Origin of the sequence: Bradyrhizobium sp. ARR65 (assembly GCF_000472385.1) — a bacterium.
Taxonomy (GTDB): Bacteria; Pseudomonadota; Alphaproteobacteria; order Rhizobiales; family Xanthobacteraceae; genus Bradyrhizobium.
Genome location: NZ_AWZU01000034.1, coordinates 54406 through 72607, shown reverse-complemented (window position 1 = coordinate 72607; position 18202 = coordinate 54406). Strand labels below are relative to the sequence as shown.

The 18202-nt window shown below is 62.9% G+C and carries 19 protein-coding genes; 15 read left to right on the top strand and 4 right to left on the bottom strand.

The features are described 5' to 3' along the window. Positions 1-2: 2 nt before the first annotated feature. Positions 3-920 carry a c-type cytochrome gene (locus F758_RS0129605; RefSeq protein ID WP_035723467.1) on the bottom strand — a complete coding sequence of 306 codons (918 nt, stop codon included), beginning with the start codon at positions 918-920 and terminating at the stop codon, positions 3-5. Positions 921-1126: 206 nt separating this feature from the next. Between F758_RS0129605 and F758_RS0129600 the strand changes: the two genes are divergently transcribed. Next, complete coding sequence (locus F758_RS0129600; RefSeq protein ID WP_024511291.1) at positions 1127-1918, top strand: Crp/Fnr family transcriptional regulator; 792 nt, start codon at positions 1127-1129, stop codon at positions 1916-1918. On the opposite strand, the gene F758_RS0129595 is transcribed toward F758_RS0129600, so the two are convergent. The 3 genes from F758_RS0129595 to F758_RS52835 form a co-directional block, all read right to left on the bottom strand. Next, positions 1872-2822 (bottom strand): hypothetical protein, encoded by a 951-nt coding sequence (locus F758_RS0129595; RefSeq protein WP_245286615.1) that lies wholly within the window; start codon positions 2820-2822, stop codon positions 1872-1874. The genes F758_RS0129600 and F758_RS0129595 overlap by 47 nt on opposite strands. Positions 2823-2893: 71 nt before the next feature. Beyond that, on the bottom strand, positions 2894-3199 hold the full coding sequence (locus F758_RS0129590) for a hypothetical protein (protein ID WP_024511289.1): 306 nt from the start codon (positions 3197-3199) through the stop codon (positions 2894-2896). 36 nt (positions 3200-3235) lie between these two features. Further along, complete coding sequence (locus F758_RS52835) at positions 3236-3370, bottom strand: hypothetical protein (RefSeq protein WP_283805882.1); 135 nt, start codon at positions 3368-3370, stop codon at positions 3236-3238. Positions 3371-3546: 176 nt separating this feature from the next. Here F758_RS52835 and F758_RS0129585 point away from each other — a divergent pair, with 176 nt between their 5' ends. The 14 genes from F758_RS0129585 (at position 3547) to F758_RS0129520 (ending at position 18195) form a co-directional block, all read left to right on the top strand. Continuing rightward, positions 3547-4641: an inositol-3-phosphate synthase gene (locus F758_RS0129585; RefSeq protein WP_024511288.1), complete on the top strand. Its 1095-nt coding sequence runs from the start codon at positions 3547-3549 to the stop codon at positions 4639-4641. A gap of 7 nt (positions 4642-4648) precedes the next feature. Then, a complete protein-coding gene (locus F758_RS0129580; protein WP_024511287.1) occupies positions 4649-5245 on the top strand; it encodes a histidine phosphatase family protein in 597 nt (198 codons plus the stop codon). After that, a complete protein-coding gene (locus F758_RS0129575; protein WP_024511286.1) occupies positions 5242-6342 on the top strand; it encodes a CgeB family protein in 1101 nt (366 codons plus the stop codon). The genes F758_RS0129580 and F758_RS0129575 overlap by 4 nt, the downstream gene beginning before the upstream one ends. A 1-nt stretch (position 6343) precedes the next feature. Then, a complete protein-coding gene (locus tag F758_RS0129570; protein ID WP_024511285.1) occupies positions 6344-7156 on the top strand; it encodes a nucleotidyltransferase family protein in 813 nt (270 codons plus the stop codon). Continuing rightward, positions 7153-7920: a TIGR04290 family methyltransferase gene (locus F758_RS0129565; RefSeq protein ID WP_024511284.1), complete on the top strand. Its 768-nt coding sequence runs from the start codon at positions 7153-7155 to the stop codon at positions 7918-7920. The genes F758_RS0129570 and F758_RS0129565 overlap by 4 nt, the downstream gene beginning before the upstream one ends. After that, positions 7917-8864 carry a glycoside hydrolase 5 family protein gene (locus F758_RS0129560; protein WP_024511283.1) on the top strand — a complete coding sequence of 316 codons (948 nt, stop codon included), beginning with the start codon at positions 7917-7919 and terminating at the stop codon, positions 8862-8864. The genes F758_RS0129565 and F758_RS0129560 overlap by 4 nt, the downstream gene beginning before the upstream one ends. Next, complete coding sequence (locus F758_RS0129555; protein WP_024511282.1) at positions 8852-10060, top strand: phosphopentomutase; 1209 nt, start codon at positions 8852-8854, stop codon at positions 10058-10060. The genes F758_RS0129560 and F758_RS0129555 overlap by 13 nt, the downstream gene beginning before the upstream one ends. Positions 10061-10281: 221 nt before the next feature. Beyond that, positions 10282-11394 (top strand): NAD-dependent epimerase/dehydratase family protein, encoded by a 1113-nt coding sequence (locus F758_RS0129550; protein WP_024511281.1) that lies wholly within the window; start codon positions 10282-10284, stop codon positions 11392-11394. Continuing rightward, the gene (locus F758_RS0129545) at positions 11391-12461 is read left to right on the top strand and encodes an NAD-dependent epimerase/dehydratase family protein (RefSeq protein WP_024511280.1); all 1071 of its coding nucleotides are present in this window, start codon (positions 11391-11393) and stop codon (positions 12459-12461) included. The genes F758_RS0129550 and F758_RS0129545 overlap by 4 nt, the downstream gene beginning before the upstream one ends. Continuing rightward, positions 12458-13741, top strand: coding sequence for a TIGR04295 family B12-binding domain-containing radical SAM protein (locus F758_RS0129540; RefSeq protein ID WP_024511279.1), 1284 nt, complete (start codon positions 12458-12460; stop codon positions 13739-13741). Before F758_RS0129545 ends, F758_RS0129540 begins: the two co-directional genes overlap by 4 nt. Continuing rightward, positions 13741-14862, top strand: a complete 1122-nt coding sequence (locus F758_RS0129535; RefSeq protein ID WP_024511278.1) for a glycosyltransferase family 4 protein — start codon at positions 13741-13743, stop codon at positions 14860-14862. Before F758_RS0129540 ends, F758_RS0129535 begins: the two co-directional genes overlap by 1 nt. Further along, on the top strand, positions 14859-15989 hold the full coding sequence (locus tag F758_RS0129530; RefSeq protein ID WP_024511277.1) for a CgeB family protein: 1131 nt from the start codon (positions 14859-14861) through the stop codon (positions 15987-15989). Before F758_RS0129535 ends, F758_RS0129530 begins: the two co-directional genes overlap by 4 nt. Then, positions 15986-17074: a CgeB family protein gene (locus F758_RS0129525; protein ID WP_024511276.1), complete on the top strand. Its 1089-nt coding sequence runs from the start codon at positions 15986-15988 to the stop codon at positions 17072-17074. Before F758_RS0129530 ends, F758_RS0129525 begins: the two co-directional genes overlap by 4 nt. After that, on the top strand, positions 17071-18195 hold the full coding sequence (locus F758_RS0129520) for a CgeB family protein (RefSeq protein ID WP_024511275.1): 1125 nt from the start codon (positions 17071-17073) through the stop codon (positions 18193-18195). Before F758_RS0129525 ends, F758_RS0129520 begins: the two co-directional genes overlap by 4 nt. The last annotated feature ends 7 nt before the right edge of the window (positions 18196-18202 follow it).

Below are 18202 nucleotides of genomic sequence, written 5' to 3'. Positions count from 1 at the left end.
GGCTAAGGTTCCGGCGTCGGCCGCGATGGCAGCGATTTCAAGTAAGCGGCGATCGCCTGCCGGTCACTCTCCGGCAGCATCGCCGTGTCGGTCACGACCTCGCTCATCGATGATCCGACGCGCATATGAAGCGGCGTGATGCCCGTCTTCAGCATCTCCGCAATGTCCTGCTTCGACCAGTTGCCGATATGCTGCGGCGTGATGTTCGGAACGAAGCCCGTGCCCGTCGGATCCAAGCCGCCCGCCATCCGCGTACTCTCCTCGATGGCGCCGAACAAGTTGCGCGCGGAATGGCATTCAGCGCAATGGCTGACGCTTTCCACCAGATAGCGGCCGCGGTTCCATTCCGGGTCGCGTCGCATGTCCGGCTTGATCTGCGTGCGATCGAAGAAGATGAGCTTCCAGAGACCGATCAAGCGGCGAATCCGAAACAGCGGACTGATTTCGTGGGGCGGCGCCCGGCCATGTACCGCCGGTAGCGTGCGCAAATAGGCCATCAGATCGACCACGTCGTCGACCGTCATGTGCGCGAAGCTCGGATATGGAAACAGCGGATAATAATGCCGGCCATCCGGTGACACGCCGCTGAGCAGCGCGTTGGCGAGGTCCTTGGCCTGCCAGGCTCCGATACCGTCGACCGGATCCATGGAGATGTTGGGTGGCCGAAACGTCCCGAAAGGCGAAGCCAGCGCGAGACCGCCCCCCAGCCGCAGCCGGTCGGGTTGTCCCGGCGAGGCATGGCAGGACGCACAATCGCCGGCCGCGAAGATGAGGCGGCCTCTCGCCGGATCGCCCTTTTTCTCGAATGCCGCGGCAGGGATGCTCGATGCCGCGGGTTGCGGCGCGGTGATCAACCACGCGGCGAGAATGCCCGCGGCGCCGATCGCGGCCGCCGGAATCAGCCAGAGACGAATGCGCATCGATCGCCCATGTGGGAGCCGGACGGTCAGCAAACGTCTGGGTTCCAGCCCTTGTTCCGGAAGGGCACGGCACTCGGGGCACTGGCAACAGCCCGCAGCGAGCGACGGGCTCAAGCTTGCCGCGCCTTTGCGAGTAGGAACGTTCGCGCTTGGCCAACATTGATCGGGCGCGAGCAACCGCCCAACGGTCGACGGGCTTGAAAGGAATGCAAACAGGATTTGCCTACACCAAATTTGCCGACCGACTCGCCAGCATCGCCGAACTATCGGCCAGTGACCTCGATCTGCTGGCAAAAATGCCGTTCTCGATCCGGCATTTTGCGTCCCATGAAAACATTTGGCGAAAGGGAGACCAGCCGAATTGCTGCTGCCTGCTCCTGCAGGGCTATCTCTGCTGGAAGGATGCCGACAATGTCGGCGGGCAGATCACCTCGATCTACGTAGCGGGAGACGTGCCGGACATTCAGATGCTGAAGTGGCCGAGGGCCGAGGCCAATCTGAGCACGCTCGGGCCTGCCGTCGTCGCGTTCGTTCCCCATGCATTCTTTCACGAGGTCGCATCGGTTTCGCCAAGCCTGTCGCGTGCGCTCTCGCTGCTGAGCCTCGCCGACGCCGCATCGCTGCGAAACTGGATCATCAATCTCGGCAGCCGCGACTCCTTGACCCGTGTGGCCTATCTGATTTGCGAGATTGCGTTGCGGCTGCGCGCGGTCGGGCAAGCGCGAGACTACCGGTTCCCCTCACCCTTCACCCAATCCGATCTGGCCGCCGCGTGCGGCATTTCGGCCGTTCACGCCAACCGGATCATCCAGGAACTGCGCCGCAAGCGCCTCTTACATTGGCAATCGAAAATGATCACGATTGTGGATTGGCGGGCGCTCGTCCACCTCGCCGGGTTCAATCCGGACTATTTGCACTTGCGCGAACCGAAGCCTTCCGAGCTTGAGCTGCTCAAGCCGGCCGCTCCGGAGGAGGCAGCGGCGTCCGCCCCACATTGATCCCGCAAGGCAACCCTCGCCTTCGCTCCTGCAGGCGGGAGATGATGGCGCATCTGACTTCATCAATGACGGTGCGCCAATCGCCTGCCGTAGCCTGATGGAACAGCCGGGCGCTCGGATACCAGAAGCTCGTGCTTCCGGAACTCGGCCAGCGCCAATCGCAATCGCAATGCAGGAGTATCCAGGTTTCGCAGCCAAGCGCCGCAGACAAATGGGCAATCATTGTGTCGGGACAGATCACAAGATCAAGCGCGAGAAGCCGCCGAGCCAGGGTCTCGAGATCAGGGGTGCTGATATCAATCGCCCCGATCTCGTTGGCCGCCTTTGCCGCCGCGCCGCGTTGCAGCGAGAAGAGACGAACGCCTGGAATATCCAGCCGCCGGAGTTCGGCAGAGGGAAGCGCGCGCCGCTTATCCCAATCTCCGACGCTCCACAGCAGGCCAATGGCAAGATCATCGGCACGCTTGTGAATCCGCCGGACCGGCCGCGAAAGCGTCAGATAAGGCCCGCGCAGCCGCACCTGCTCCCGCTTCGCCCTGATTGCGTGGGGAATTTCCATGATCTCGATATCGACGTCGAAATCGACGTCCGCCGCTCCGTCATGAAGCGGCAAGATGCGATCGACTCCATCGACGCGCGAAACGAGTGTGACCAGCTCGGGCTGACACCAGACGATGACCTCGCGCGCAATCTCGCGCAGCGGCCGGGCAAAGCGTATGAATTGAATGGTATCGCCGAGCCCGTGATAGCAGCGGACCAGCACCCGCTTGCCGTATAGGTCCTCCCCCCGCCAGATGCGCTGTTCGTGGCGGGGGCCCTCGTGCTTGCCGCGACCGGAGGGGCACAGCGCGGCGAGGTCTCGGTCGGTCATCTCCCAGGCGCGCTCGAAATCGCCTCTGCGCATGGCGACGACCCAGTCGTCGAATGCACAAGACTCCCCGTCACCGCCGGCGCGCGCTGCCGCCATTGTTCAGTTTAACGTGTCGATGTGCGATGGACGAATTTATGGAAGCGGCTTAGTCCGCCATCCTTGGTATGGTCCTGATACAGGAACGCCAACTTGGATTCGTCGAACTTCCGGAAGAACTCGTCCCAATCGATTGGGTCGAGGGCTTTCTCCTTCGGATCGAAATCGATCCGAAGGACCCCGGCATGGCCGTCCTCCTCGGTCGCCCGAACCGTCGCCGGCTTGCCGCCCCGTTCTTCCGCCCATTTCTGGATGGTCCTGTGGTCCGTCGTGGTCCTCGCCTCGTGATCCGCGGTTGTTTTGGTCGCGCTCATCGTAACTTCCCACCTTGAATCGTCACGCCAGCTTCATCAACAAGCATTGCTCGACTGGCTGGCTCCATTTGGCGAAGAACGCACCAGACGGAAATTCGTTCTTCGATTGATCCGCTCCTGAAGCGATCGAAGCGCGGCCATCATGCCATCATCATCTTCTTCATCTTCCAAGTTGCTATTCGTTCCCAGGCTGTCCGCCGGAAATCTATACTAGGTTAAGCTTTTGCGATTTTGTCCTGCCGATTCCGCGACCGCTCGCCGTGTCCCTGTTGGGCTCAGGAACGAACGCAAGCCTGGCACGTTCGCGAACGTACTTACGTTTGGCGCGTGCCGGAGGATACTGATCGATGCATTCCCGTCTTCAAGACAGCCGTCGCGTTCGCGTCGGCATCGTCGGCGTCGGCAACTGCGCCAGTTCGTTCGTTCAGGGACTGACCTACTATCGCAATGCCAAATCCAACGAGCCGGTCCCCGGTTTGATGAACGCGGATGTCGGCGGCTATCACGTCAGCGACATCGAGATAACCTCCGCCTTTGACGTCAATGCAAGGAAAGTGGGCCGCGACGTCGCCGAAGCCATTCTGGCGGAGCCGAACAATACGCGTCGCTTCGCGCCGGTCGCGGAGACCGGCGTGATCGTTCAGCGCGGGCCCGTGCTCGACGGCATCGGCCACTATCTCGAGGAGGACGTGCCCATTGCTTCGACGGCTGAGGCCGACGTCACGGACGTCCTGAGAAAATCGCGCACCGACGTGCTCGTCTCCTATCTTCCGGTGGGTTCGCAAAAGGCGACGGAATGGTACGCCGGGCGCGCCCTGGAGTCCGGCTGCGCCTTCGTCAACTGCATTCCCGTCTTTATCGCATCCGATCGGGCATGGCGGGTGCGGTTCGAAGAGGCCGGTCTTCCCCTGATAGGTGACGATATCAAAAGCCAGGTCGGGGCCACTATTCTCCACCGGATTCTCGCCAACCTGTTCCGCGAACGCGGCGTTCGGCTCGACCGCACCTATCAACTCAACTTCGGCGGCAACACCGATTTCAAGAACATGCTCGAACGCGAGCGGCTCACGTCGAAGAAGATTTCGAAGACGCAAGCCGTGACCAGCCAGTTCGACATTCCGCTCGGGGCCGAAAACATTCACGTCGGGCCGAGCGATCACGTTCCCTGGCTCACCGATCGCAAGCTCGCCTATATCCGGCTCGAAGGCACCACCTTCGGCGGCTCGCCGCTGACCGCCGAGGTCAGGCTCGAAGTCTGGGACTCCCCGAACTCGGCCGGGGTGGTGATCGATGCCGTCCGCTGCGCCAAGCTCGCGATGGATCGCGGCATCGCCGGCGCGCTGACAGGCCCCTCCAGCTACTTCATGAAATCGCCGCCGCAGCAATTCACTGATGAAGAGGCGCGGCGCCGCACGCGCGCCTTCATCGATAACAAGGCGTGATGCCGTCATGGTGCAAGCGATTCATCTCGTCCGCCATGGCCATCATGCGCTGTTGCAGCGCGTGCTGTGCGGGCGCATGCCCGGCGTCGGTCTCGACGAAAGGGGCTGCCGCGAGATCGCGCGCTGCGCCGAGTTTCTGGTGCCACCGCCGACGGCAATCCAATGCAGTCCGCAGCGGCGCGCACACCAATCGGCGGACATCCTCGCGTCGCGCCTCGGCCTCGCCGTCGAGATCGCACCTGCGATGGACGAGATTGACCTCGGCGAGTGGACCGGGCGCAGGTTCGACGAGCTGAACGATGATCCCGGCTGGGCGCGCTGGAACAGCCGGCGGGGGGATAGTCAGCCTCCGAACGGCGAGACCATGCGGTCCCTGCAACAAAGAGTCGTCGAACATCTGGAACAGCTCCGCAATGGCAATGCCGGCGGCACGGTCGTGATCGTCAGCCATGCCGAGCCGATCAGGGCCGCGCTGCTGCATTATTCGGGACTTTCACTCGACGACTTCCCGGCCATAGAGGTCGCGCCTGCGAGCATCAGCACGCTCTCGGTAGACGGCAGCGGCATTCACATCACCGGAATCAACCAGAGGGTGCCTGCGTGAAGATCGTCATTTTCGGTCTTACGATCTCCTCGTCATGGGGCAATGGTCATGCCACGCTCTGGCGTGGATTGTGCAAGAATCTCGCGCGTATCGGGCACGATGTGGTCTTCTACGAGCGCGATGTGCCCTACTACGCCGGCACGAGGGATGTTTTTGAGCTCGCCGGTGGACGCCTCGAACTGTATCCCTCCTGGGACGCCATCCGCTCACGAGCGAGCGCAGACGTGAACGATGCCGACGCTGCAATCGTCACCTCCTATTGCCCCGACGGACTTGCGGCCACCGAACTCGTCACAGACCAGGCCCGAGGTCTTCGCGTCTTTTACGATCTCGATACGCCGGTCACGCTGGCAAAGCTGCGCACCGGCGAAGCCGTGCCTTACATCGGATCGCGCGGTCTGCAGGACTTCGAACTCGTGCTCAGCTTCACCGGCGGACCGCGCGTGTTCGAGGAATTTCAGCGGCGGCTGGGTGTCCGCCGGATCGCAGCGCTCTACGGACATGTCGATCCCGAAGTGCATCGACCCGTCGCGCCCCAACCGCACTACAGAGCCGATCTATCCTATCTCGGAACCTATTCGGAAGATCGGCAACGCGCGCTCGAGAAGCTGTTCGTCGAACCGGCGCGCCGACGCCAGGACCTGCGTTTTCTGATCGGCGGGGCGCAGTATCCGCAGGATTTTCCGTGGTCGCGGAATATCTACTTCGTGCGGCACTTGCCGCCATCGGAGCATGCCGCTTTCTTCGCGTCGTCGCGCATGACGTTGAACGTCACCCGTCACGCCATGGCGGAGATGGGCTGGTGTCCCTCAGGTCGCCTGTTCGAGGCCGCAGCATGTGGGGCGCCGCTGCTCAGCGATGCGTGGGACGGGATCGCCGACTTCTTCGAAGCTGGTGAGGAGATCATCCTGGTTCGCGACGAACATGACACCCTCGCCGCATTCGAGAACGATGACGGCACCTTGCAGCGCATCGCCCGGCGGGCCCGGGAACGGGCGCTTGATCAGCACAGCTCGGCGCGGCGAGCAGCCGAACTGGTTCAGTTCCTTGAACGCTCGGAACGCGGCTGCGCCCGCCAGCTCGTAGAGGAGGCTTGAGATGTGGGGCGTGGTACCCGCGGCCGGCCGCGGCAGCCGTATCCAGCCGCTGGCATTTTCGAAAGAGCTGCTTCCGGTAGGCAGCCGGAGCGACGGAGGAGCCGATCGTCCCTGCGCAGTATCGGAATATCTGGTTGAGCGACTCATCTTGGGCGGTGCCGACAAGATCTGCTTCGTGATCTCCCCCGGCAAATCCGACATCCTGGAATATTTCGGCGACCATTACGGCAGCGCGCAGCTCGCTTATGTGGTGCAACCACAGGCATCAGGATTGTGCGACGCCGTATTCAGGGCCGGCACGGTGGTCGGCGACCACGAGGAGGTCGTCGTGGGCCTGCCCGACACAGTCTGGTTTCCGAAGACCGCGCTTGGTGCATTGCCCGATGCCGACCTGTCATTCCTGTTGTTTCCCGTCGAGCATCCCGAATTCTTCGATGCCGTCGTGCTCGACGGTGATCGCGTCAAGGAGATCCAGGTCAAGAAACTCGATGCCGCATCGAATTGGATTTGGGGCGCCTTCAAGATGTCGGCTTCCGGCTTCCGCGACCTGCAGCTGCTCTGGCGCGAGCGAGGCTGTCAGGACGAATATTTCGGCACGCTGGTGAACAGCTATCTCGCATCCGGCGGCAGCGGCATCGGGGTGAAGGCAGGCGAGTCCTATGTCGATGTCGGAACCATCCACGGCTATCGCACGGCGATGGCCCTCTTGGCATCCAACGAGGACATCGATCATCGGCCCTCAAAGCTCCGCGCCGCTTCGGTCGCCGATAGCATGGCCGCTTCGACGCGCGCTTTCGGCGGAGGCGTGTCGTGACCAGCGCCGCGCTCTCGAAAGAAGAAATCCGACAACGCATTAATGCCCTCGGACCCTGGTTTCACAATCTCGACCTCAACGGCGTGGCCACGGCGCCTTCGCATTTCCTCGGCGACTACCCCATGGTGAAATGGCGGCGGTTTTCCACCGTCATCCCAGAGAATCTGGAGGGAAAGTCGGTTCTCGACATCGGCTGCAACGCCGGGTTCTATGCCATGGAGATGAAGCGCCGCGGCGCCGCCCGCGTACTGGGCCTTGATACGGACGAGGAGTATCTGGCGCAGGCGCGGTTCGCGGCCGAGGTGAAGGGGCTCAAGATCGAATTCCGCAGGCTGTCGGCTTACGACGTCGGTTCGCTGGGCGAGCGTTTCGATCTCGTGATCTTCATGGGCGTGCTCTATCACCTTCGTCACCCCCTGCTCGCGCTTGATCTTATTCAGGAGCACGTCGCGCGCGACCTGCTGCTGTTTCAGTCGATGCTGCGCGGCGATAGCCGCGTGGATGCCATCGAAAACAATTACGACTTCTGGACCGCGGAGCAGTTCGACAGTCCGGGCTATCCGAAACTGCATTTCATCGAACACAAATACGCCGACGATCCCACCAATTGGTGGGCGCCGAACCGTGCCTGCGTGGAAGCGATGCTGCGCAGCGCCGGCTTCACAATTCTGGCGCATCCGGAGGATGAGGTGTATCTCTGCAGAAAGGTCGAGCGGCCGCAAGCGGATGGTCCCGTGTACCCGTCACGAGGTCCCACGCGATGATCGAAGCGGCCAAGATCTGGAACGAGCCGAACAACAAATCTCATTGGGACATCCTGATCGATCCCGATTGGCAGAAGTTTGCCGTCACCGCCATCGCGGCGGCGAAGGCCATACGCGCCGTGCATCCAACCCTGCCGCGTGTACTCGGCGGCATCTCCCCGATCGATCCGCGCTTCATCGAGAATATGAAATCGCGTGGCGTGCTCGATCATGTCGAGGCGGTCGCCGTGCATGGGTTTCCGCTGGATTGGAATTTGTGGAAAATCGACGAGTGGCCGGACAAGCTGGCCGAGATTCAGGCGCTGGTGTCCGTCCCCGTGTGGGTGACGGAGGTCGGCGTCTCGTCCTTCGGCGCCGATGAGGTGCAGGCTTGGGGCGTGCAGCGCACCGCCGAATTGCTTGTGGGACGCGCGCCGCGAATTCACTGGTACAGCCTGTACGATCTACCCGCCACCTGGGAGGCGACGACGCGGCACAAGGAGGCGGAAGGCTCCGCCTACTACCGGCATTTTCACATGGGCCTCTTACGCGAAGATGGCACGCCGAAGCCTGCGCTCGATGCCTTCGCGCAGCATTCGCCCATGATGGGCTTGTGTCAGTGGTTCCATTTTGAAGACCACCGGCTCGACGACGCCGTACGCTGGATGCGGCGGCTTGGCGTGCGCCACTTGAGGACCGGACTGTCCTGGGCTGATAGCTTCAGGCCCAACGCTCTGGACTGGTTCGACCGGCAGATGGATGCGCTGTCGGAGTTCGAGGTGACCCTGACCCTCTGCTTCACACCGGAACACCGGGGCATTGCGCCGCATCACACCAGCCCCCCACTCGAGCCGGAGGAGTTCGCGGAGTTTTGCGCGCGCATGATCGAGCGCTATTGCGATCGTGCCAGCCGCGCACCATCCCGATCGAGCGGTTTGCGAGAGGTTCCGCTATGCGCGCCATGATCCTCGTGATGGACTCGGTCGGAATCGGCGCCGCGCCGGACGCCGCACGTTACGGCGATGAAGGCGCCGATACGGTCGGTCATATCGCCGAGGCCTGCGCGCTTGGAAAAGCCGATAACATGCAGCGTACCGGGCCGTTGCGCGTACCCAACCTCATCGCACTTGGCCTCGGCGAGGCCTGCCGTCTCGCTACAGGACGTCATCCCCCCGGGTTGAAACACCGCACCGCGTCAATGGGCCGTTTCGGCTGTGCCAGTGAGCAATCGAAAGGCAAGGATACGCCGTCGGGCCATTGGGAAATCGCCGGCGTGCCCGTCGCATTCGACTGGGGTTATTTTCCGCGGACGACGCCCTGCTTCCCACAAGCGCTGATCGACAGCCTGTGCGCGCAAGCCGATCTGCCCGGCGTCCTCGGCAACTGCCACGCATCCGGAACCGACATCATCGCCGCACTCGGTTCGACGCATATGAAGACCGGTCAGCCGATCTGCTACACCTCCGCCGACAGCGTGTTTCAGATCGCGGCTCATGAGGAGACCTTCGGGCTGGAGCGCCTGTATGAGCTCTGCGCGATTGCGCGCCCCATCGTCGACCCGCTCAACATCGGCCGCGTGATTGCCCGGCCCTTCCGCGGTGCATCGCCGGAGACTTTCAAGCGAACTTCCAACCGGCGCGACTTTTCAGTGCCGCCGCCCGAAGACACCATACTGGACGTTGCGACGGCGAACGGCCGCGACGTCATCTCGATCGGCAAGATCGACGACATTTTCGCTCATCGCGGAACCGGCCGTAACAAGAGAGGCGACGGCAATAACGCCCTGTTCGATCGCACGGTCCAGGGCTGGGACGAGCTCCGCGATGGCGGACTGCTGTTTGCCAACTTCATCGACTTCGACAGCGTCTATGGCCACCGTCGCGATATCGCGGGATACGCCGCCGCCCTGGAAGCATTCGATCAACGCCTGCCCGATCTCCTGTCGCGATTGAAATCCGACGACTTGTTCGTCATCACAGCCGATCACGGCTGCGATCCGACTTGGCAAGGAACCGACCATACGCGTGAGCAGGTCCCGATCCTTCTCTGCGGCGGCCATCCGCGCGAGCCGATCGGCAAACGTATCGGCTTCGCAGATATCGGCGCCACTGTTGCCCAGCATCTGGACCTGCCGGCGCTTCGCCACGGACGGTCATTCTGATCAGATTGGCCGGAGCTTTACGAATTTCACCTGCGTTATTGATGTATGTTAGAGAAATTTTCGTTTGTACGTCGCTGAGGAACCATCATTCGTTGCTTCGCTTCTAACCTGCGGAGTGATGAGCACGTTACGCAAATTCAATCCGCTCTGTGGTTGAAACGCGCTTTCCACTCCAAGAACGAACGGTCGCAATCCGCTCAGTCTGGAAGGAGAGCCGACGAATGAGACGAGTTCTGATCACCGGAGGCGCGGGCTTCATCGGATCGCATGTCGCCGATGTGCTGCTCCGCGCCGGCTACGAAGTCCGGCTGCTCGACAACCTCTCGCCCCAGGTTCACGGCCCTCTTCGCCAACGCCCGGCCTATCTCAACAAGGATGCCGAGTTGATCGTTGGTGACCTGACCGACGCATTTTCCGTCGATCGCGCGTTGCGCGGCGTCGATATGGTCGTCCATCTTGCTTCGAGCGTCGGCGTCGGACAGAGCATGTACGACATCGAGAGCTATGTCAGGGCCAATGAGCTCGGGACCGCGATTCTGCTGCAGACACTGACCAAGCGTCCGGTCGAACGTCTGCTGGTCGCTTCGTCGATGAGTATTTATGGCGAAGGGCTGGGCCGCACTGCGGACGACCAAGTCGTCTCCCCGGAAGAGCGTTCGATCGACCAGCTCAAACGGTGCGAATGGGAACTGAAGGATGCGCAGGGCCGCCACCTCGTCCCTCTGCCAACCCCGGAGACCAAGCAGCCCTCGCTGAGCTCGATCTATGCCCTGAACAAATACGCGCAGGAGCGGATGTGCCTGATCGCCGGAAAGGCCTACGGCATTGCCACGATCGCGCTGCGCTTCTTCAACGTCTTCGGTCCCAACCAGGCACTCTCCAATCCCTACACCGGCGTGCTCGCGATCTTCGCCGCCCGCCTGCTCAATGATCGCCCGCCACTCGTGTTCGAAGATGGCCTGCAGCGTCGCGACTTCGTCCACGTGCGCGATGTCGCCCGCGCCTGCCGGCTTGCGCTGGAAACGGACCACGTCAACGACGTCTTCAACATCGGGTCCGGCCGGAGTCGCAGCATTCTGTCGGTCGCCCAGGACCTCGCGCGGGTGATGGGCCGCCCGGCGCTGGCACCGCATATCACGGGAAAATACCGCGCCGGCGACATCCGGCATTGCTTCGCCGACATCGAAAAGAGCCGCGCGATATTGGGGTTCGAGCCGCGCGTCGGCTTCGAGGAAGGGCTCGACGAACTCGCGGGCTACCTGGCTGATCAAGTCGCCGACGATCAGGCGGAACGAGCGACCGAGGAACTCCTGCGGCGAGGACTGGTGGCATGATCAACAGCAAGGGTCGCGACAAGCCCATTCTCGTCACCGGCGGATGCGGCTTCATCGGCTGCAATCTGGCGGATCGGCTCGCCGCGCGCGGCGATCAGGTGATGATCTTGGACAACCTCGCGCGGTCCGGCGTTCGCGAAAACGCCCAATGGCTGCGGTCCCGTCATCCCGATCGCGTAAATATTGCGGTCGCGGACGTGCGCGATCCAATTCCCGTGATTGACGCCGTCCGCGAGGCGCGCGCCGTGCTGCATCTCGCGGCCCAAGTCGCGGTCACGAGCAGCCTGGATCGTCCGCTCGAGGATTTCGAGACCAACGCCCGCGGCACCATCAACGTGCTTGAGGCGGTGCGGCTCCATAACCCAGGCGCTCCCGTCATCTTTGCTTCCACCAACAAGGTCTATGGCCGGCTCGTTGACGACACCCAGATCGTAAGGAGCGGCCGTCGTTATGTCCCCGCGGATCCCGCTCTGGCATGCGGCATGACCGAGAACGCGCCCCTCGATTTTTACAGTCCTTACGGCTGCTCCAAAGGGACGGCGGACCAGTATGTACGCGATTACGCCAGGGTCTTCGGCCTGCGCACGGTCGTGATGCGAATGAGCTGCATCTATGGGCCACGCCAATTCGGCACCGAGGATCAAGGCTGGATCGCGCATTTCGTGCTCTCTGCCCTGCGCGGCGATCCGCTCACGATCTACGGCGATGGGCTGCAGGTGCGCGATGCGCTCTATGTCGCGGATGCCGCCGAGGCCTGGATCGCGGTGCTCGATAAGATCGAGCGCACACGCGGACAGATCTTTAATCTGGGCGGCGGTGCCGCGAACTCCGTCAGCCTGCTCGAGCTGATCGAGCTGCTCAGGCATCTCACGAATCAGGACATCAGATTCGGCTTCGCCGATTGGCGGCCGGGTGACCAGCCCTGGTATGTGAGCGATGTCAGCGCGCTCTCCGCCGCGGTCGGGTGGCAGCCGACCACGTCCCTCGTTGACGGCCTGTCCTCGCTGCAAGCTTGGCTCGGGAGCCGCTTCGGAAGCGCCTTGGGAAACCGTGGAGCGCTCGCATGACGCGCGTCGCCCTGATCAACCCGAACTGGCATTTCGAGGGCAGCATCTATTTCGGCTGTCGATCGCCACATCTGCCGCTCGAGTTCGGAATTGCGCAGCATTATCTCCGCGTGGCCGGGCATCCCACCCTGTTGCTCGACGCGCATATGTTCGGTCTCTCGCTCGCCCAGATCGAGACTGAACTGCGCGCCTTTGGTCCCGACATGATCGTCGTGACCACGGCACCAACCTACCTGTTTTGGCGCTGTGCGCCGCCGGAGCTGCGCGTGCCCCAAGAGCTGACATTCGCGCTTCGCGATCTCGCCCCGACGCTTGTCGCGGTCGGCCCGCACGGCTCGACGACGCCACGCGCCGCGCTGAAGAAGCTAGCGGCCGACATCATCGTGATGGGTGAATGCGAGCACAGTCTGTTGCGGCTCGCAAACGGCGAGCGCGACTTCGTGGGGTTATGCTGGGAGAATGGTGGACGCGTCCGCGTCAATGGCGGACCGCAGGCGGTGGCCTTCTCCGATCAACCGCCGCTCGACTGGCCGGCTGAAATGGTGCAACGGCACCAGCATCATCACCATCGCTTCGAAGCGGAGCCGGTTGGTCCCGGCGCCGAAGTCGAGGCCTCACGCGGCTGTCCCTATAACTGCACGTTCTGCGCCAAGGAGAACTTCCGCAACGCCTATCGCAAGCGTCCGCCCGAAATCATCCTCGCGGAGATCGATCACCTGCGTCGCCGCGGCGCTGAATACATCTATTTCATCGACGAGATCTTTCTGCCAAATGCCGAGCTCCTGAAGGGCCTGGTCGGGCGCGGCCTCAAATTCGGCGTGCAGACTCGCATCGATCTCTGGAAGCCGGAGATGCTCGAGCTTCTCGGCAGAGCCGGCTGCGTCTCGATCGAGGCGGGTGTCGAGAGTCTTTCCGCCGAGGGGCGCGCGGCGCTTGCCAAGAACTGCAGGATGACAACGGACCAGCTCGCGGATCGGCTGATCCACGCGCGAAAGCACGTGCCGTTCGTCCAGGCCAATCTCATCGAGATGCCGCAGGACGACGATCCGGTCGTGCAGCGTTGGCGCAGGAAAATGCAGGACAATGGCGTCTGGGCCAATGATCCCGTGCCGCTCTATCCCTATCCCGGCTCGCCGGATTACCGGAGGCTTTGGGGCGAGCCCGACGATTTCGCATGGGAGCGCGCCCATGCGCACTATCTTGCCATGTTCAACCAGTTCAGCGACGTTCAGGAGGAACGCCCCATGCCGCTGAGCGCGTTAGAAGCGCAGGTGATCTGATGAACCGCTTGTCGGATCTCCGGATCCTGCTGACGACCGACACCATCGGCGGCGTCTGGACCTACGCAAGCGGACTCGCCTCGGCGCTCGCGAGCCGGGGCGCCGATGTCCATCTCGTCACGATGGGTCCGCCGCCACGCGAGGATCAGCGCGCGATGATCTCGGCGTCATCGGTGCATCTGGTCGAAACGTCGCTCGCCCTTGAATGGCAGGATCCGGAGGGGCGCAACGTGGCGGCCGCCCGCCGCTTCCTCGGCGGGCTCGAAGCGCGGCTGCGGCCGGACATGGTTCATCTCAACAGTTTCCGCGAAGCGGCGTTCGAGTGGAACTGCCCCGCAGTCATTGGCGCGCATTCCTGCGTCAATTCGTGGGCGGCTGCCTGCAAGGACACCGCGTGGCTATCGGAGGCGCGCTGGCGCAACTATGCGGGAGCGGTCGCTGCCGGGCTGCATCATGCGCAGGCCTGGGTTTGTCCCAGCCGGGCCTATCACGATATAGTTGTCGATCTATATCGGCCTCGCTCGCCCGGCTTTGTGATCTGGAACGGCATTGCGTCGGCCGACGCACCTCCAGATCGAAAAGGCGATTTCATCCTCGCCGCGGGGCGGATGTGGGACGCAGCCAAAAATCTTTCGACACTGCTGCACGCGGGTGGCAGGCTCAATTGGCCGGTCCTGGTCGCGGGACCGGCGGAGAGCTCTCAAAATGGTCCCTCGGCAATTCAGTTGCTCGGTCAAGTCTCCCATGCCGAACTGGCTCGGTTAATGCGGCGGGCCGCGATCTTCGTAAGTCCCGCTCTTTACGAGCCGTTTGGTCTGTCCGTTCTCGAAGCCGCTTCGGCGGGATGCGCGCTCGTCCTTTCAGACATTCCAACCTTTCGCGAGCTCTGGGATGGGGCGGCTTTCTTTGTCGATCCGACCGATGCGACCGTGCTTCACCGAACCTTGGCCGAGCTGAGCGGCGATGCCGCGAAACGCACGGCGCTACAGCAGGCCGCAGCGGCGCGCTCACGAAACTATTCGCTGCGGCGAATGATCGATTGTTACGTCGTGCTCTATCAGGGCCTGCTCGCGCCCGGGCCGAAGCCGACCCTCACCCCGGCACTCGAGGCTTCCCTATGAACTGCGTTCTCTTCTATCACGCATTCTCCTCGTGCTGGAACAACGGCAATGCGCACTTCCTGCGCGGCATAGCGCGCGAGCTGCACAGGCTCGGCCATCACGTCGTCGTCTACGAGCCGGCAGATGGCTGGAGTCGCTTGAATGCGATCCGTGACGGGGGCCACCAAACGCTTCGCGAAGTGCCGCAGATGTTCCCGGGCATTTCGGTCCGGCTCTACGATCAATCGTTCGACTTCGACGAGGCGCTCGATGTGGCCGACTTGGTCATCGTGCATGAGTGGAATTCGCCTGATCTGATCGAACGCGTCGGCCGGCGTCGTGCACAAGGCGCGCCGTTCACGCTGCTGTTCCACGACACGCACCATCGCGCCGTCACCGCGCGCGAGGAACTCGCACGCTTCGACCTCGACGGCTTCGACGGGGTTCTCGCCTTCGGCGAAGTGCTGCGCCAGATCTACCTTGGCCTCGGCTGGGCGAACAGGGCTTTCACCTGGCACGAGGGCGCCGACACAGAGCTTTATCGCCCGCTAACGCACATCACGAAGACTCAGGACCTCGTCTGGATCGGAAACTGGGGGGATGACGAGCGCAGCAGCGAACTGCGGGAATATCTCATCGAGCCCGTGGCAACCCTCAGGCTCCGCGCCACGATTTTCGGGGTCCGCTATCCCGAGCAGGCGCTCGACGAAATCAAAGCGGCCGGGATCGAATTCGGCGGCTGGCTTCCGGCACATCGGGCTCCGCTCGCCTTCGCCGGCGCGCGGATGACCGTTCACGTGCCGCGCGGTCCGTATGTTCGTGCGTTGCCGGGCATTCCGACCATCCGGATGTTCGAGGCCATGGCCTGCGGAATTCCGATTGTCTCGGCGCCATGGGAGGATGCAGAAGACCTTTTCACGCCGGGGTCCTACGTCAGGGCAGCCGATGGCGCGCAGATGCGCAACGCGCTGCGGACGCTCTCGCATGATGCGGAGTTTGCGGCCGCGACCGCCAGTGCCGGCCTCCGCCTCGTAACGGAACGTCACACCTGTCGGCACCGCGCGCGCGAGCTCCTCGATTTTGTCGACCAGATCCGCACTTCGCGGCCCCTCGCGGCGCGGCCGGAATGCGAGGGAGCTGTCGCATGAAGATCTGCTTCTTCGGTTCAAGCCTGGTCTCATCCTACTGGAACGGTGCCGCGACCTACTATCGCGGCATCCTGAAAGAGATCGCGGCGCTCGGCCACGACATCACCTTCTTCGAGCCGGATGCATTCGCCCGCCAGGCACATCGCGACATCGACGATCCGTCCTGGGCCACGGTTGTGATCTATCCCGCGACGTCAGAAGGGTGGCAGCGCTCGCTCGCCGCCGCCGCACGATCGGCCGACATCCTGGTCAAGGCCAGCGGCGTCGGGGTATTCGACATCGAATTGGAAAACGCGGTCGCCGAAATTCAGTCAAGGGCGCTGCGCCTTTATTGGGACGTCGATGCGCCGGCGACGCTGGAAGCAATTGCCGCCGATCCAGGCCATCACCTCCGGGGCGCCATCCCTTGTTACGACCTCGTACTCACTTACGGCGGCGGCGAGCCCGTCGCGCAGGGCTATCGCGCAGCGGGGGCGCGCGACTGCGTCCCAATCTACAACGCGCTCGATCCGGCGACACACCATCCGGCGCCGCCGATACCGGAATTTGCCTGCGACCTCAGCCTGCTCGCCAACCGTCTGCCGGATCGCGAACGGCGCGTCGAGCAGTTCTTCATCGAGGTGGCCGACCGTCTGCCGGCAAGGAGCTTTGTACTGGGCGGAGCGGGCTGGGATTCCAAACCGATGCCGCAGAACATTCGCAAATCCGGCCATGTCGGCACCGGTCAGCACAATGCATTCTTCGCATCAGCGCTCGCCACCCTCAACATCAACCGAGACAGCATGGCCAAATACGGCTTTTCGCCGCCAACCCGCGTGTTTGAGGCGGTCGGCGCGGGCGCCTGTCTGATCACCGATGCCTGGGACGGCATCGATCACTTTCTCGAGCCCGGCACCGAAGTGCTGGTGGCCGCGAACGGCGACGAGGTGGCCGGGCATCTCGATATGCTCGAACCCACGCGCGCGAGCGCCATCGCGCGGCGCGCGCGAGCGCGCATCCTGGCCCATCACACATACAGGCATCGGGCCCGCCAATTTCAGCAACTGCTCGAAGGCATGAACATCAGGACAGAGGCCGCGGAATGAACCTCAAAATCGTCGTCATCGGACTTTCGGTTACCTCGTCATGGGGCAACGGGCACGCGACCACCTATCGCGCCCTGCTCGAAGCGCTGGCCCGGCGCGGCCACCGGGTCACCTTTCTCGAGCGCGACATGCCCTGGTATCGCAACAACCGCGATTTGACCAAGCCCTCGAGTTGGACCGTCCGGCTTTATCAGCACCTGCAGGACATGCCGCGGCTGTTCGGTCCGCTCATTCGCGATGCCAATCTCGTCATCATCGGCTCCTATGTGCCCGATGGAATCGCGATCGCCGAATGGGTCACCGCACACACGCAAGGCCTCACGGCGTTCTACGACATCGATACGCCGGTCACGCTCGCCGGTCTCGATGACGGCCTTGAGTATATTTCGGCGGCGATGATCCCGCGCTTTGATCTGTATCTGTCGTTCTCGGGCGGCCCGGTCCCCGGCATGATCGAGGACGTCTATGGCAGCCCGATGGCGCGCACCTTGTATTGCAGCGCGGACCTCGCATTGTATCGGCCGCGCAAGGCAAAACCCAAATGGTCACTCGGCTATCTCGGCACGTACAGCGACGACCGCCAGTTGCAGCTTGAAAAGCTGCTGCTGGCGCCAGCACTGGAGCATCCGGAGCAGCGCTTCGCTGTCGCAGGTTCGAAATACCCCGACCATCTCGCTTGGCCGGGGAATGTGGAACGCATCGAGCACATCGCTCCGCAGGACCATCCGACCTTCTATGCACAGCAGCGCTTTACGCTCAACGTGACACGGGCCGATATGCGCTCGCTCGGCTTTTCGCCCAGCGTGCGCCTGTTCGAGGCGGCGGCCTGCGGCGCGCCGATCATTTCGGACCGCTGGTCCGGTCTCGAGACGATCTTCGCCCCCTCATCGGAGATCCTGCTTGCCAGCAGCCCGCGCGAGGTCATCGAGATCATCAATGAAATGCCCGAGGACACACGCCTGTCGATTGCCGAGCACGCGCGTCAGCGCATCCTGCGCGACCACACGCCCGACCACCGGGCCCAGCAATTGGAGAACTATTATCTGGAAGCGGCAAGCCGACGGCTGGAAGTACCGCGTCGAAATGTCGCCGGCCGAACCATGCATGTCGCGGAAATGTAACTTGAGG